Origin of the sequence: Bradyrhizobium yuanmingense, from assembly GCF_029167105.1 — a bacterium.
GTDB lineage: Bacteria > Pseudomonadota > Alphaproteobacteria > Rhizobiales > Xanthobacteraceae > Bradyrhizobium > Bradyrhizobium yuanmingense_A.
This window is the reverse complement of sequence record NZ_JARFML010000010.1, coordinates 36,372-50,274: the sequence shown is the minus strand read 5'-3', so window position 1 is coordinate 50,274 and position 13,903 is coordinate 36,372. Positions and strand designations below refer to the sequence as shown.

At 64.4% G+C, this 13,903-nt stretch carries 20 protein-coding genes and 2 pseudogenes; 10 read left to right on the top strand and 12 right to left on the bottom strand.

All coding sequences use genetic code 11. The features are described 5' to 3' along the window. Positions 1-53: 53 nt before the first annotated feature. A complete protein-coding gene (locus tag P0R31_RS15025) occupies positions 54-581 on the top strand; it encodes a DUF3124 domain-containing protein (RefSeq protein WP_275514735.1) in 528 nt (175 codons plus the stop codon). Between the two features lie 84 nt (positions 582-665). Next, entirely contained in the window at positions 666-1,898 is a 1,233-nt protein-coding gene (locus P0R31_RS15020; protein WP_275514734.1) for a PLP-dependent aminotransferase family protein, read from the top strand. A 20-nt stretch (positions 1,899-1,918) separates the two neighbouring features. On the opposite strand, the gene P0R31_RS15015 is transcribed toward P0R31_RS15020, so the two are convergent. After that, positions 1,919-2,191, bottom strand: a complete 273-nt coding sequence (locus P0R31_RS15015; protein WP_036031024.1) for a helix-turn-helix domain-containing protein — start codon at positions 2,189-2,191, stop codon at positions 1,919-1,921. 159 nt (positions 2,192-2,350) lie between these two features. Between P0R31_RS15015 and P0R31_RS15010 the strand changes: the two genes are divergently transcribed. Both P0R31_RS15010 and P0R31_RS15005 read left to right on the top strand, forming a co-directional pair. Continuing rightward, a complete protein-coding gene (locus P0R31_RS15010) occupies positions 2,351-2,803 on the top strand; it encodes a hypothetical protein (RefSeq protein ID WP_275514733.1) in 453 nt (150 codons plus the stop codon). Positions 2,804-2,905: 102 nt separating this feature from the next. Continuing rightward, complete coding sequence (locus tag P0R31_RS15005) at positions 2,906-3,145, top strand: hypothetical protein (RefSeq protein WP_275514732.1); 240 nt, start codon at positions 2,906-2,908, stop codon at positions 3,143-3,145. A 58-nt stretch (positions 3,146-3,203) separates the two neighbouring features. On the opposite strand, the pseudogene P0R31_RS15000 reads toward P0R31_RS15005, so the two are convergent. From P0R31_RS15000 to P0R31_RS14975, 6 genes and pseudogenes are all read right to left on the bottom strand, one after another. After that, a pseudogene (locus P0R31_RS15000) lies at positions 3,204-4,021 on the bottom strand (aldo/keto reductase). 145 nt (positions 4,022-4,166) lie between these two features. After that, positions 4,167-5,732 (bottom strand): alkaline phosphatase D family protein, encoded by a 1,566-nt coding sequence (locus P0R31_RS14995; protein WP_275514731.1) that lies wholly within the window; start codon positions 5,730-5,732, stop codon positions 4,167-4,169. A 112-nt stretch (positions 5,733-5,844) separates the two neighbouring features. Continuing rightward, positions 5,845-6,264, bottom strand: a complete 420-nt coding sequence (locus P0R31_RS14990) for a hypothetical protein (RefSeq protein ID WP_275514730.1) — start codon at positions 6,262-6,264, stop codon at positions 5,845-5,847. A 110-nt stretch (positions 6,265-6,374) separates the two neighbouring features. Then, positions 6,375-7,376 (bottom strand): NAD(P)H-dependent flavin oxidoreductase, encoded by a 1,002-nt coding sequence (locus P0R31_RS14985; protein ID WP_275514729.1) that lies wholly within the window; start codon positions 7,374-7,376, stop codon positions 6,375-6,377. A 62-nt stretch (positions 7,377-7,438) separates the two neighbouring features. After that, a pseudogene (locus P0R31_RS14980) lies at positions 7,439-7,810 on the bottom strand (SDR family NAD(P)-dependent oxidoreductase); the annotation flags it as partial. 55 nt (positions 7,811-7,865) lie between these two features. Then, entirely contained in the window at positions 7,866-8,240 is a 375-nt protein-coding gene (locus P0R31_RS14975; protein WP_157287000.1) for a PRC-barrel domain-containing protein, read from the bottom strand. A 145-nt stretch (positions 8,241-8,385) separates the two neighbouring features. Between P0R31_RS14975 and P0R31_RS14970 the strand changes: the two genes are divergently transcribed. The 4 genes from P0R31_RS14970 to P0R31_RS14955 all read left to right on the top strand — a co-directional run bounded on the left by P0R31_RS14970 (position 8,386) and on the right by P0R31_RS14955 (position 11,351). Continuing rightward, positions 8,386-10,185: a thiamine pyrophosphate-requiring protein gene (locus tag P0R31_RS14970; RefSeq protein WP_275514728.1), complete on the top strand. Its 1,800-nt coding sequence runs from the start codon at positions 8,386-8,388 to the stop codon at positions 10,183-10,185. Between the two features lie 8 nt (positions 10,186-10,193). After that, the gene (locus tag P0R31_RS14965; RefSeq protein ID WP_275514727.1) at positions 10,194-10,421 is read left to right on the top strand and encodes a hypothetical protein; all 228 of its coding nucleotides are present in this window, start codon (positions 10,194-10,196) and stop codon (positions 10,419-10,421) included. Between the two features lie 85 nt (positions 10,422-10,506). Beyond that, positions 10,507-11,061, top strand: a complete 555-nt coding sequence (locus P0R31_RS14960) for a DUF4142 domain-containing protein (RefSeq protein WP_275514726.1) — start codon at positions 10,507-10,509, stop codon at positions 11,059-11,061. 14 nt (positions 11,062-11,075) lie between these two features. Beyond that, complete coding sequence (locus P0R31_RS14955) at positions 11,076-11,351, top strand: hypothetical protein (protein WP_343299318.1); 276 nt, start codon at positions 11,076-11,078, stop codon at positions 11,349-11,351. Positions 11,352-11,472: 121 nt separating this feature from the next. Here P0R31_RS14955 and P0R31_RS14950 read toward each other — a convergent pair whose 3' ends face one another. Beyond that, a complete protein-coding gene (locus P0R31_RS14950; protein WP_275514725.1) occupies positions 11,473-11,640 on the bottom strand; it encodes a hypothetical protein in 168 nt (55 codons plus the stop codon). Positions 11,641-11,809: 169 nt separating this feature from the next. On the opposite strand from P0R31_RS14950, the gene P0R31_RS14945 reads away from it, so the two are divergent. Beyond that, complete coding sequence (locus P0R31_RS14945) at positions 11,810-12,055, top strand: hypothetical protein (RefSeq protein ID WP_275514724.1); 246 nt, start codon at positions 11,810-11,812, stop codon at positions 12,053-12,055. Between the two features lie 145 nt (positions 12,056-12,200). Here P0R31_RS14945 and P0R31_RS14940 read toward each other — a convergent pair whose 3' ends face one another. From P0R31_RS14940 to P0R31_RS14930, 3 genes are all read right to left on the bottom strand, one after another. Further along, positions 12,201-12,404, bottom strand: coding sequence for a hypothetical protein (locus tag P0R31_RS14940; protein WP_036038118.1), 204 nt, complete (start codon positions 12,402-12,404; stop codon positions 12,201-12,203). A gap of 71 nt (positions 12,405-12,475) precedes the next feature. Further along, the gene (locus tag P0R31_RS14935; RefSeq protein WP_271542554.1) at positions 12,476-12,604 is read right to left on the bottom strand and encodes a hypothetical protein; all 129 of its coding nucleotides are present in this window, start codon (positions 12,602-12,604) and stop codon (positions 12,476-12,478) included. Between the two features lie 113 nt (positions 12,605-12,717). Beyond that, positions 12,718-12,912 (bottom strand): hypothetical protein, encoded by a 195-nt coding sequence (locus P0R31_RS14930; RefSeq protein ID WP_074447527.1) that lies wholly within the window; start codon positions 12,910-12,912, stop codon positions 12,718-12,720. Between the two features lie 95 nt (positions 12,913-13,007). Here P0R31_RS14930 and P0R31_RS14925 point away from each other — a divergent pair, with 95 nt between their 5' ends. After that, positions 13,008-13,520, top strand: a complete 513-nt coding sequence (locus tag P0R31_RS14925; RefSeq protein WP_275514723.1) for a DUF4142 domain-containing protein — start codon at positions 13,008-13,010, stop codon at positions 13,518-13,520. 2 nt (positions 13,521-13,522) lie between these two features. Here the strand turns inward: P0R31_RS14925 and P0R31_RS14920 are convergent, their stop codons facing one another. Then, positions 13,523-13,816 (bottom strand): hypothetical protein, encoded by a 294-nt coding sequence (locus tag P0R31_RS14920; protein ID WP_275514722.1) that lies wholly within the window; start codon positions 13,814-13,816, stop codon positions 13,523-13,525. Positions 13,817-13,903 lie beyond the last annotated feature (87 nt).

The following is a 13,903-nucleotide window of genomic DNA, read 5'->3' as shown; positions in this document are numbered from 1 at the left end:
TTTTGCCGCACCCTAGAGACAGGTTGCGGTGCGGCAAGCGAGCAATTCGTCACATGCGGAATGGGCTCATCGCAGCCATGCTGCTGGGTCCCCTCGCCTTTGCCGTGCCCGCCGCCGCGCAATCCAAAGTCAGTATCGAACAAAACTTTGCCGATTCGCTCACCACGCTGCCGAAGGAGGACCTCGCCGTCTCCGGCGGTTTCTACGTGCCCGCCTATTCCAGCGTCGCGATGAGCCAGGGCAAGTTGCGTGTCGACTTCTCGGTGACGCTGAGCGTACACAACGCCTCCGAGACCCAGCCGCTGGTCATCAAACGCATCGCCTATTTCGACACCGCAGGCAAGCAGGTCGAGAGCTATCTCAAGACGCCGGTGGCGTTGAGGCCGCTCGCCACCGTCTCGATCTTCATCCCCACCGACGATTTGCGCGGCGGGACCGGCGCCAATTTCCTGGTCGACTGGGCCGCCCCGGGCGAGATCGCAGAACCCGTGGTCGAAGCCTTGATGGTTGGCGGCATCGCCAACGCGCATTACGCTTTCATCAGCCAGGGCCGTCCGACAAGGACGGCCGGCAAGAACTAAGGCCGCCCGACCAGGACGGCCGCAAGGAGTAAGGCGGCCGGTGCAAAGCCGACGCTCAACAAGAACAAAACGAGGAACGCTCCCATGACGTCCAGCTTCGATTTCGCCCCCCTGTTTCCAGCGGGGCTGCCGGCCCCTTCTGCGCGGTGGACGGGCCTTGCCAAATACAGCTTCGTCGGCGGCAACAACGATTCCGAACAGGTGCCGCTCGACGAATTGATCCAAGCCGCCGACACGGTGCTGCGGCGGGAGGGTCGCTCGCTCGCCACCTACGGTCTGGCGCATGGGCCGCAGGGCTACCTCCCGTTGCGCGAATTCCTGGTGACGAAACTGAAGCGTGATGCCGGCATCACTTGCACGGTCGACGACCTCCTGATCGTCTCCGGCTCACTGCAGGCGCTCGACCTTGTCAACGCCACCCTGCTGACGCGCGGCGACACCGTGATCTTCGAGCAGGAGAGCTATCAGGGCTCCCTGACGCGTCTGGCGCGGCTCGGCGTCAACGTCGTCGGCATTCCGCTCGACAAGGACGGCATGCGCATGGACCTGCTGGCCTCCACGCTGGCCGACCTGAAGCGCCGTGGCATCCGGCCGAAATACATCTACACTATTCCGACGGTGCAGAACCCGACCGGCAGCATCATGCCCGAGAGCCGCCGCACCGAGCTGGTGCGGCTCGCGACCGAATATGGCGTGCCCATCTTCGAGGACGATTGCTATGCCGACCTCATCTGGTCGGGGCAGCGGCCGCCCGCGATCTACGCGATGAGCGAGAACGGCGGCGTGATTCATATCGGCTCGTTCTCCAAGTCGATTGCGCCGGCGCTGCGCGTCGGCTTCGTCGTGGCGCCCTGGGAGGTGATGTCACGGATGCTGGCGCTGAAGACGGATGCGGGCTCCGGCGCGCTGGAGCAGATGGTGCTCGCCACCTATTGCAAGGCGCATTTTTCAACCCACGTGCCGGCCCTGACCAAGGCCCTGCGCAGCAAGCTCGACACGCTGATGGAAGCCCTGAACGAGCAGTTCGGGACGGCCGCCGAATTCGAGGAGCCCAAGGGCGGCATCTTCCTCTGGGTCAAGCTGCCCGACCAGGTCGATACGCTGAAGCTGTATCAGGCCGCGCTCGCCGCCGGCGTCTCGATCAATCCGGGGCCGGAATGGTCGACCAGCAAGGGCCATTCCGCCTCGCGGCTGCGGCTGTGCTTTGCCAGCCTCACGCACCAGCAGATCCGCGATGGCGTCGCCGCGCTAGCCGAAGTCTGCCGCAAGGAGTTCGGCGTGCCAGCCCGCAGCGCCAATGTGGAGAAGCGAGCCTGAGGCCTGGTCCGGGCGTCTCCTCACGCCGCCTGTGGCTGACTGCCGTGAATCGCGGAAGCCAGCCGCAGCAACAGGACGATGGAGACGTTGCCCTTGCCAGCCTCGATCTGGGCGATGTAGCGCTCGGAAATCCCCGAGCGGCGGGCGAGCTCCCGGCGCGACAGGTCGCAGCGCATGCGGGAGGACCGCAATCGATCGCCCAACTCGCTCAGAAATGCGGCCTCGGAATAAGGCGGTACGGCACAGCTCCCCGGCAGCACTTCGCCCGCAAAATCCATGACTTGATTCAGCATTGCTCTATCCACGTTCGCTTTCGGGAAACGCCATCTTACCTTCGAACCGCCCCGCCTCATTGACGCGGATCAAATTCGCCGGCGATCGGCGACTGCCGTGGCAGGGCCGCGCGCGCGATGCTAGACTTTGGAATTGTTCGAGGCGGGTTTTTTCAGGACATGATGCGTTGTTCGGGCCGCTGGATCGCGGCTGCGGTGCTGTCGGTCGCGTTCACCTCCACGGCCGGTGCCGAGACGCTGGCCGTGACCGTCGAGCGATGGGGCCTGCTCGGCTCGTGGGCGGTCGATTGCTCGGCCCGGCCCGACCGCGACCAGGGTGCGCGCTTGACTTACGAAATCCGGAAAGACGGCCGGGTGATGTACCGGCGCAATTTCGGCGAGGCCAAGGACGAGAACGAGGTGGTGTCCGCCACGGTCAATGCCGAGCGCCTGCTCAATGTGATGGTGTACTTCCCCTCGCTGCATCAGGCCCGCGAATTCGGGTTGCTGTTGCAGAAGGACGGCAGCCTGCGCGCGATCTACAATCGCAGCGAGGGCGGCGAGTACACGATCAGGAACGGCAAATACATCGCCAGCGGTGCGCCGACGCCCGCGCAGCAGCGCTGCGATTAGCTCGCCTTCGTCTGAACATCCGTTCAGAATTCTCTCCCCGCTCCTTCGGAACGTTCGCGCAAATCTGCGGTTTAGATCTGCATTCGTTTGGAGGAGGACATCATGAAGAAGCTTGGTTATGTGGTTGCGGCTCTCGGTGCGCTCGTGATCGCGGCGCCGACGCTTGCAAGTGCGGAGACGGTGGTGATCAAGCGCAGCGGCGGCTATCATCATCATCACCACGGCCCGTACGGCGCCCGCGCCGAATTCCGCGGACATCGTCATGGCTGGCATCGCCACCATCGCGGTGACAAGGTGGTCGTGATCAAGCGCAGCCATCGCCATCACCATCACCACTACTGATGCGCAACGCAACATGGAAACGGCCCCTCACGGGGCCATTTCTATTGCCTGGTCACAGCTAATCCCACGCCGGCGCGAAGCCTGGATTGACGCAGCGTCTGTCCTTCGCCAGCGCGGCGATCTTCTCGCGGTCGGCATCGTCGAGCGTAATCTTCAGCGCGTCGAGATTGGCCTGCTGGCTCTCGCGCCGCGAAGCCTTCGGGATCGCGGCGACGCCGTCCTGATCGAGCAGCCATTTCAACGCGACCTGCGCAGCGGTGGCATTGTGCCGAGCGCCATGTCGGCCAGCACGGGATCGCTCGCGAAACGCCCTTGCGCCAGCGGACAATAGGCAACCAGCGGGATCGACCGCGGCTGGAGATAGGCCAGCACCTTCGATTGATCGAGCATGGCGTGATATTCGACCTGGTTGCAGGCGATCGGCGCCTTGATCTCCTCCACCGCAACCTTGAGCAGCGCGGTGGTGAAGTTGGCAACGCCGATGGCGCGCGTGCGTCCCTCCTCCTTGAGCGTCATCAGCGCTTCGAACACTGCCCCCCAGTTCGCGGCCTTCGACGGCCAATGCACGAGATAGAGGTCGACATGGTCGAGCCGGAGCTTCTTGAGGCTGGCGTCGAAAGCGCGGCGGATCGCATCGCGGCTGAGGTTCTCGTGCCAGACTTTCGTGGTGACGTGCAGCTCGCCGCGCGGCACGCCGGAGGCGGCGATCGCCGTGCCGATCGCCTCCTCGTTGGCGTACATCTCGGCCGTGTCGATGTGGCGATAGCCGATCGAAAGCGCGCTCTCGACCGCGGCACGGCAGACATCGCCCTGCATGCGGAAGGTGCCGAGGCCGAGCTTGGGCATGCTGATGCCCTGGGTTTTCAGATGGTCCATGAACAGGCTCCTGAGCAATCCGGCCCACCGGATGCGCGCGGCGATGCCGCGTGAGCAGACTTTTCAAGTGATGGAGAAGAAGTGGCGGGACCGCTCACCCTAGCGCGGGAGGAGCACGGCGGCCAATCAAGATCGGGTTAGCGGCCTACGAACGCTGCGCCACCAGCGAAGGATGCACCTGCGGCTGCGGCACGATATCAACGGACCAGAGCTCGCGATTGTCGACGTCCTTCAGGGTCACGGTCATCACAGCGCTGCGGCCATCGATGTCGACCCGCCCGAAGAACTGCAAGCCGAAGCAGGGCGCCAGATTGTCGCCTTGCGCAGCGCTGCAGCCGTGCTGGTACATCGCGACCGGGCCGAAGGTGTCGTCGAGTTCGCCCGGTCCCCAGCTGCCGGCATGCAGCGGGCCGGAGACGAACTCCCAGAACGGCTCGAAATCCCGGAATTGCGCCTTGTTCGGATCGTAATAATGCGCGGCGGTGTAGTGCATGTCGGCGGTGAGCCAGACGATGTTGCGGATGCCGGCACGCTTGATGGAAGCGAGCAGATCCGCGACCTCGTGCTCGCGCCGGTCGGGCGGCCCATCGCCGAGTGCGACGGCGTCCAGGCTGATCAGGCCGATCGGCAAATCGGCCGCGATCACCTTCCAGGTCGCGCGCGAGGCGGCGAGCTCGCGCTTGAGCCAGGCGAGCTGCTCGGCGCCCAGGATCCAGCCGCGGTGATCATCGCCCTTGTTCCAGCTGTCGTCGCGGTAGCTGCGCATGTCGATCATGAAGACGTCCAGCAGTGGACCGTAGGCGATCTTGCGATAGACGCGGCCGTGGCGCGCGCCGATGTCGCGGATCGGCATGAAGTCGAAGAAGGCCCGGCGGGCGCGCGCGACCAGGCGCGGGGTGCCGTCGTCCTCGTGTCCGGTCTCGTCATAGGTCCCGATCGGCGACCAGTCGTTGGTCACCTCGTGATCGTCCCATTGCGCGAACATCGGCACCTCTGCATGGAAGGCGCGAAAGTGTTCGTCGAGATGGTTGTATTTGTAGTTGCCGCGGAACTGCGCCAGGGTGTGCGCCACCTCCGATTTCTCTTCGGTGACGATGTTGCGCCAGGTCTCGCCATTCGGCAGCTTCTGTTCGGAAGGGATCGTGCAGTCCGCGTAGATGTGATCGCCGCAGTGGATGAAGAAATCCGGATTGTTGTCGAGCATGGTGCGATAGCTGCGATAGCCGCCGCGGGAGACGTCGATGCCCCAGCCCTGGCCCGCGGTGTCACCGGACCACAGAAACGAGACCGACTGGCGCGCTGCCGGCGCGGTGCGCAAATGGCCGACGCGGCTTTCGCCGAGGAGCCCGGTGGCAATGTCGTCAAAACGGACGCGGTAGAAGATGTCCTGCCCGGGCGGCAGATCCGCCAACAGGAGTTTTGCAGTGAGATCGGCGTCAGGCAGCGCGTCGCCGGAAGTCGAGGCGATGATGGTCTTGAAGCTCTCGACGGTCGAGCATTCCACCTGCATCCGGGCGGGCCGGTCGGCGCGCGCCCAGATCACGGCGGAGCCGCCGGAGACATCGCCGGACTGGATGCCGCCTGCGATCTGCGGCCGATCGGCGGCGCGGCTCAGGTGGGGCTTCGCGAGCGAGGCGATGGCGAGACTGGAGGCGGAGCGGACCAGGAACTGCCGCCGGGTCCATGCGCGCGAGGCGCGGAGCGTTGCCATTCAGGAGACCTTCGTCGAATCGCGACGGAAGGTGCCTGCGCTCCTTGACTCCCAGCTTACGGTTTCTTGACTCCGCGCCTACGGTTTTGCGACGCGGGGATGACGCCTGTGATCACCGCTTCCAGTTGCAGATGCCGCCGGAGCGGCATGGCCAGGTCTGGATGCGGGTGTCCAGTGCCTGCGCATCGAGCGGGTTGCCGCGGCGGTGCGCGAGCTTGGCGCGGGCTGCGCCCCGCGGCTGGCCGCTCGCCGCATGCGTGCCCTTCGGCTCGGCGACACGAACGCGTTCGGCGGCAACCTTCTTCGGCACGTCGACGGGCTCAACGCGCGCCTGCGCCTCGTTGCCGCCACGCGCTTCGAGCGCGACCGGCGCGAAACGCGTCTCCGGCCCGAGACGTTTCGGCGAGAGCACCGCCTTGGAGAGATCGAGACCGAGATATTCGCCTGGCTTGTAGTCGTCGGCGCGCGCAACACCGGCCCCCGCGATCACGAAGGCAAAGGCTATTGCGAAGGAAACGCTTTTCAGGACCACGGACGCCTCCTGAAATCGATTTAAGAAAGGGAGCAATTTACCCCTATCTAGGAGGCGCCGCGCGTAATTCCAGCGGTCAAATGCCGCCGTGGTTAAGAAGTTTGACGGTGTCAGGCGACCTTTCGCGTCGCCCCCGTCCCGTCCAGGAACCCCATCAGGCGGCTGCGGATGATGGTTTCCGCCTCACCCATGATGCGATCGATCAGCTCCCTGCAGGACGGGATGTCGTGGATCAGGCCTGCGACCATGCCGCAGCTCCAGGCGCCGGCGTCCATCTGGCCGTCCAGCATGATCCTGGGATAGACGCCCGCGACCTGGTCGTGGATGTCGTCGATCGTGAGCTTGGCGCCCTTCTCGCGCTCGATCTCGAGCAGGCGGTCGACATTGGCGTTCTTCAGGACGCGCTCGGTATTGCGCAAGCTGCGCATGATCAGGCGGGTGTCGAGCTCGGTGGCCGCGACCAGCGCGTTCTTGACGTTCTGGTGCACCGGCGCTTCCTTGGTGGCGATGAAGCGCGTGCCCATGTTCATACCGGCCGCGCCCAGCGAGAGCGCCGCGACCAGGCTGCGCCCATCAGCCATGCCGCCGGAGGCGACGAACGGAATCTTCAACTCCTCCGCCGCGCGCGGCAGCAGGATCATGTTGGGAATGTCGTCCTCGCCGGGATGGCCGCCGCACTCGAAGCCGTCGACGCTGACGGCGTCGCAGCCGATGCGCTCGGCCTTCAGCGAGTGGCGCACCGAGGTGCATTTGTGAATGACCTTGATGCCGGCGGCCTTCAGCGCCGGCATGTAGGCTTCCGGGCTGCGGCCTGCGGTCTCCACAGCCTTGATGCCACCCTCGACGATGGCGGCGATATATTCCGGATAAGGCGGCGCCGAGAAGGCCGGCAGGAAGGTGAGGTTGACGCCGAACGGCTTGTCCGTCATGTCGCGGCAGCGCGCGATCTCCTTGGCGAGCAGCTCGGGCGTCTTCTGCGTGAGACCGGTGATGATGCCGAGCCCGCCGGCATTGGAGACGGCAGCGGCCAGCTCGGCGAAGCCGACGAAATGCATGCCGCCCTGGATGATCGGATGCTCGAGGCCGAACAGTTCGGTGATCGCGGTCTTCACTGAAAATCCTCCCGGAATTTGCTTGATGTTGCGCTCAGTCTAGCCGGACTTTCTCCCCGCGGTCACCATTTCTCTCCGAAGGGGCGGATCTCCATCTCGAAGGTCCAGGCGCTCTTCGGCTGCTGGTAAAGCTGCCAATAGGCGTTCGGGACCGATGACGGCGGCATCAGGAGATCGGGATTATCGAGCGCATTCGGCCCGAGCGCCTCGAGCCGGCGCTGGCGCACCCATTCGGTGTCGACGCCGGAATCGATGATGAGATGGGCGACGTGGATGTTCTTCGGCCCGAGCTCGCGCGCCATCGCCTGCGCGACCGCGCGCAGGCCGAACTTGGCGCTGGCGAAGGCGGCATACCCGCTGCCGCCGCGCAAGCTCGCGGTCGCACCCCTAAAGAAGATGTTGCCGCCGCCGCGCGGCAGCATCAGCATACATGCAGGCCCAGGGCGGCAGGAAGCCGCGGGGTGAGCGAGGCACCGCGCCTCTCAAAGCTCAAGCGAAGGGAACACCGTAATAGGAGTTGATGCCGCGCACGGCGGCGTCGTCACTCCAGTTCCAGTCGGTCTTCTCACCGTATTTCGGCGCACCTTCCAGATCCTTGGCGGTAATGGCGGTCACGTAGCCGCCGAGCTCGGTGTCGTACTTCAGCGACTGCCAGGGCAACGGATAGTGATCATTGCCGAGGCCGAGAAAGCCGCCGAAACCAAGCACCGCATAAGAGACCTTGCCACTGATCTTGTCGATCATGACCCGTTCGATCGATCCGATCTTGTTGCGATCGGCACCGTAGACCGCGGTTCCCTCGACCTTGTCGCTTCCGATCAGCCGGCCCATCTCGTTACGGTCCAGTTCGCCCTGATTGAGCATCATCGTTCTCCACTCAGCCATTTGTGAATCAACCGAAAGGGGTGCGTGATCGTTCCGGCGCGTGTTCCGGAAATGCTTGGGAACATCGCCACAAAGAACCGGTTCTCTGAGGCTATCGAGGCCGCAACAGAGAAAGCCGCCCGCAATGTCCCAGACCGTCTCCGACTTCATCATTCAGCGCCTGCATCAATGGGGCGTGCGCCACATCTTTGGCTATCCGGGCGACGGCATCAACGGCGTGTTCGGCGCGATGAACCGGGCCCAAGGCAAGGAAGAAGGCAAGATCGGCTTCGTGCAGGCGCGGCACGAGGAAATGGCGGCGTTCATGGCGACCGCTTACGCAAAATTCTCAGGTCAGCTCGGCGTCTGCATTGCGACTTCGGGTCCCGGCGCATCGCATCTCGTCACCGGGCTGTACGACGCGCTGCTCGATCACCAGCCGGTGCTGGCGATCGTCGGCCAGCAGTCGCGCAACGCCCTCGGCGGTCACTATCAGCAGGAACTCGACCTCCTCTCGATGTTCAAGGACGTCGCCGGCGCCTATGTCATGCAGGCCTCCTCGCCCGCGCAGGTGCGGCACCTGGTTGATCGGTCGGTGCGGATCGCACTGGCGCGGCGGACTCCTACCGTCATCATCTTGCCCAACGACCTGCAGGAGGAGGCTTACGAGGACCCGCCCCGCGCGCACGGCACGCTGCACTCGGGCGTTGGATACAGCGCGCCTAAAGTCATCCCACACGACGTCGATCTCGACCGCGCCGCTGATATCCTCAATGCCGGCAATAAGGTCGCGATGCTCGTCGGCGCCGGCGCGCTTCACGCCACCGACGAAATCATCGCGGTTGCCGACCGGCTGTCGGCCGGCTGCGCCAAGGCGCTGCTCGGCAAGGCCGCGCTGCCGGACGACCTGCCATGGGTCACCGGCTCGATCGGCCTGCTCGGCACCGAGCCCAGCTACAACATGATGATGGAATGCGACACGCTGCTGATGGTGGGCTCGGCCTTTCCCTACGCCGAATTCCTGCCGAAGGAAGGCAGCGCGCGCGGCGTCCAGATCGACATCGATGCCAGCATGATGTCGATCCGCTTCCCCATGGAAGTCGGCCTCGTCGGAGATGCCGCCGAGACGCTGCGGGCATTGTTGCCTCGGCTGAAACCCAAGAGCGACGGGGCCTGGCGCCAGGGTATCCAGGACGACGTTGCGACGTGGTGGAAGACATTGGATGGCCGCGCGCATCAGCCCGCCGCGCCAGTCAATCCGCAGCTCGTCGCCTGGGAATTGTCACCGCGCCTGCCCGACCGCGCCATCATCACCAGCGATTCCGGCTCCTGCGCCAACTGGTTCGCCCGCGACCTGAAGATACGGCGCGGCATGACGGCCTCGCTCTCGGGTGGGCTCGCCTCGATGGGCGCTGCGGTGCCTTACGCGCTCGCGGCCAAATACGCCCATCCGGACCGCCCCGTGATCGCACTCGTCGGGGACGGCGCCATGCAGATGAACAACATGGCCGAGCTGATCACCGCTGCCAAGTATTGGCGCGACTGGAAGGACCCGCGTTTCATCGTCTGCGTCTTCAACAACGAGGACCTCAACCAGGTCACCTGGGAGCAACGCATCATCAACGGTGATCCCAAGTTCGAGGCGTCACAGCGCATTCCCGATGTCTCCTATTCGCGCTTCGCCGAGTTGGTCGGCCTGCGCGGCATCTTCGTCGACAGCCCACAGCTGCTCGGCTCGGCCTGGGAGCAGGCGCTGGGAAGCGAGATGCCCGTCGTGCTGGAAGTGAAAACCGATCCCGAGGTGCCGCCGCTGCCGCCGCACATCACCTTGCAGCAGGCGAAGAACTTCTCGCTCGCCCTGATCAAGGGCGACCCGAACGAGAGCGGGATGATCAAGGGAGCAGCGCGGCAGGTGCTCGAAACGATCCTGCCAGGAAAGCAATGAGGTGAGCCATGAGTGATTTCCGCGACATCCGGCACGGCGTCAACGATCCGGTCGACGGTCTCGACGTCAAGCGCCGGATCAACGACAACCGGACGTCCCACGAGCAGGCACAGCACCACGCCGATGTACGGGCCGACGCTACCGCCACGACGGACGAACCGTTCCTGCCGGAGCGGCTTCGACGTAAGCCGACAGATCCCATCAATCCGCGCACCGGCCGTAATCCCGCGGATTAGCCGTTAGGAACCTCGGCCTTGGCGGCGTGTTGGTCGCCGCATGTCGCCGGCAAGCGGCCGCGCGATCTTTCGGAAGGACTTCACCATGAAACGCACAATCATCGCCCTCGCCTGCATGGTTCTCGCGGGCCCCGCCCTCGCCCAGTCGCTCGGCGAAAAAACCGGCGTGAATTCGGCGCTCGGCGTTGCGCCCGCGACCGCCGACTTCGTGACCCAGGTCGCGATCAGCGACATGTTCGAGATCGAATCAAGCAAGCTCGCCCAGCAGAAGGGCAACGCGGAAGAGAAAACCTTCGCGCAGCAGATGATCACCGATCACACCAAGACGAGCAACGAGCTCAAGGGACTTGTCGGCAATGGCAAGGTGAAGGCGACGCTGCCGACGGCGCTCGACAGTTCGCATCAGAGCAAGATCGACAAGCTCAAGAATGCAAGCGGCAAGGACTTCAGCTCGGACTACAATTCCTATCAGGTCAGCGCGCATGAAGATGCCGTGTCGCTGTTCGAGCGCTACGCCAAGGGCGGCGACAATGCCGAGCTCAAGGATTGGGCCGGCAAGACGCTCCCGGCGTTGAAACACCACCTCGACATGGCCAAGAACCTCGGCAGGGCGCCGAGCGTCGGCCAATCCACCAAGTAACGCATTGCTGAGGGATGCCGGCCCTGCCGGCGTCCCTTCTGGCGCGCGATGAGAACGTCATCGCGCTGCCGCTGGGCGGTGCCTGCCGCTTGAGCCCGGCGACGCTGATCGAAAGCCACGAGCGTCACGCCAAGGAGAAGGCCGGCCTGAGCGGGCGGCGTCGCGGACAGAAGGCCGCGGCGCTCGATGCTGCCGGCGCCGGGCTCGGCAGCATCGGCCTCGCCGCGTTCGCCGCAATCTTCCATTTAGTCGTCGGGCAAGCGTCGCGCTCGCTTTTTTCGCCGCGGTGACGGTCTGGGCCATCGTGTCCGTGTCGGCCTGGTGGCTCAGGCGCAAGCTTCGCATTGTTTCCGACAAATCGCGCCGATCAGGCCATTCGCCGTCGGCAAAGGACTCTCGCTTCGCAAAGCCCTAGTTCGCTTTCGCTCCCGTCGAAGGCTGCGGTTGTGGCGGCTGGAGGCCCGGGCTGTTGGCCCAGCGCTCGACCTCATCGATGATCTTCTGCTGGCTTGGCCGCGCCGGCTCAGGCGCTGCGGGTTCTTCGGAAAGCTTGCGAGGCAACTTGACTTCGTCCGTCATGGTCTCTCTCCCTTCCCGGGAACAATGCCTTACGGCGGCATGCGTTTCAATAAATTATTGATTCTATTTGATTTCTCACTCGCTTGCAGACTTCGTCGGCATTCGCGGAACTCTCATCAAGTTGGTTCGTTGAGTAAGCTACTCAACCTACTCAATTTGCGTGATCGCCATGAACGACCTTCGCGCCGAGCGCCTTCAGGTCATGCTCTCGCCGGAAGAGTTGGCCGCCATTGACGATTTCCGGTTCAAGCACCGCATGCCGACGCGGGCGGCAGCAGTCCGCGAACTCCTGAAGTGCGGACTGGCCGCTGTGGGCGTCGATGCCGCTGCCGGCGTGAAGTCAAGCAGCTTCGGCGTATTCGGCCGCGGGCCTGAAGGACATACTCAGGGGGAGCCGGAGAGCGGCGGTGAATAACGCACGGAAAGCCCCTCCAAAAGCAAACGACCCCGGCACGTTGGGTGCCAGGGCCGTCCTTGGAGATCGCTTCCGGCGCACCGGGGGCATGACTGCCGGAAGCAATCCGTCGACTCTTCCCGCGGAAATTCGTTCCTGGTGAGAGCTAGCCCGTGGCGTCGCTCGAGCCGTCCGGCATTGCGCCGGAACCCGGCGTCTTGATGTTGTCGTTCAGCTTGGGATCGCGCGTCGCTTCACGCGAGGGCGAGCCTTTCGGATCCGCCTTGTGCACGGATTGCGCACGTTCCTTGTCGCGGGGCTGCTCCTCCCCACGCTTGTCCTTGACGATGCCTTGGTCGGAATGGGCCATGATGCGCTCTCACTTCTGCTGATGTGTCGGAGCGCTTACGCATTGCGGCGTCGAATGTTCCGCTGCCGCAATCAGCTGCGCACGGCATGGACGGCAGATGCGCTCTCGAGATGCACCTGTCGCACCGTGGTCACCGTCGCGAACGCGACGGAGACGCCAAAGGCGAGAATGAGGGAGAGAAGAGCCAGACGTGGAGCCATCGCCAAACCTCCTTCTGCAATTGGAAATCTCCGCGATCGACGTTCCCGGATGATCCCAAATCAATTGTGCGCCTTCCGTGAGCGGTCTCACATGCAGGTTATTGAAGACGAGCTCACCCGTTCCGCTTTGGAGCTGCATGGACGGGAACGGGCGAAATTTCGCCGTCGAGCCAATCCTGCTCGTTGGCGAGTGCCGTCCAGGCGTCGGCCATGCGCGAATAGCGCTTATGGGCGGGCTGTCCGTCAGCGCGCTCGGCAAGCTGAAGACAATTGTCGGCGTTGTCTCTGAAGACGTCAGACTGTTTCATATAGAGGACGTGGGGACGGAACTCTTGCGCCGCAACCCGCTTACCGGATCGTAATGGTCGGGGAACTTTCGCACGCGGTTCGTCATTGAAGATCGATGCGAGTAGTCGCCGCAATCATTCTGGCATTGATCAGCACCTCGGCGCTTGCCGACAGCCTTGGCGAACGAAAGCCCGGCGCACGGGCGCCCTCCGCGATCGAGGTGATCAGCGGTGCCTACAATTTCAGCCGGTTTCAACAGGGGCTGCTCGAGAACACCGACCTCAAGGGCAACGCCGAGGTCAAGAACCTCGCCGCCCTGCGCGCCGAGGAAGCGGCTAAGCGCGACAAGCGACTGAAAGAGGTCCAGGAGGCCATCGGTGCGGAACTGCATGTCGGCAAGGCAACATCCTCGAGCGCGAGCCTCGTCGAGCCCGAAATGTCGGATGGTCCGGCCTACGTCAGAAGTTTCTATGCCGCGCAGATTCCCGAGTATGAAGCGATCATCGGCCTGCTCGAGCGCTATCTGACGGCGCCCGACAATGCGGCGCTCGCAGCGTTCGCGCGCGAACAGCTTCCGCTGCTGCGCGCGCAGGTCAGGGACGCCGAGCGCACCATGGCAGACAAATAACTCTACTTGTCGTTCGGGTGTTGCTGGCTCTGCGGCCGCACGGTGCGGTCGCTCTCCGGCATCTTATCGCGACCCGCATCGCCGTTGTCGTCCTTGCCGCCGGACGAGGACGTGCCGCTTCCGCTTGGATTCGAGCGGGTGGCCGCTCCGGTGGTCGGCGTGTCCGCCTGCGGGCTGGCGGAGCTTGCGGCGGGGTCGCCCGTCACGGAGCCGCGCCCGCTTGGCGCACCGCCCTGCGCCAGAGCCGACCCCGCGGCAAGCGCCGTGATGGCGATTGCGACAATTGCTGCCTTCATGTCCGTTCTCCCTGTCCGCGCTGGCTAACCGTCAGGCTCGGCGCTCCGTTCCGAAGGAGGCAGCGGACGACGGACGCGTGGACGACC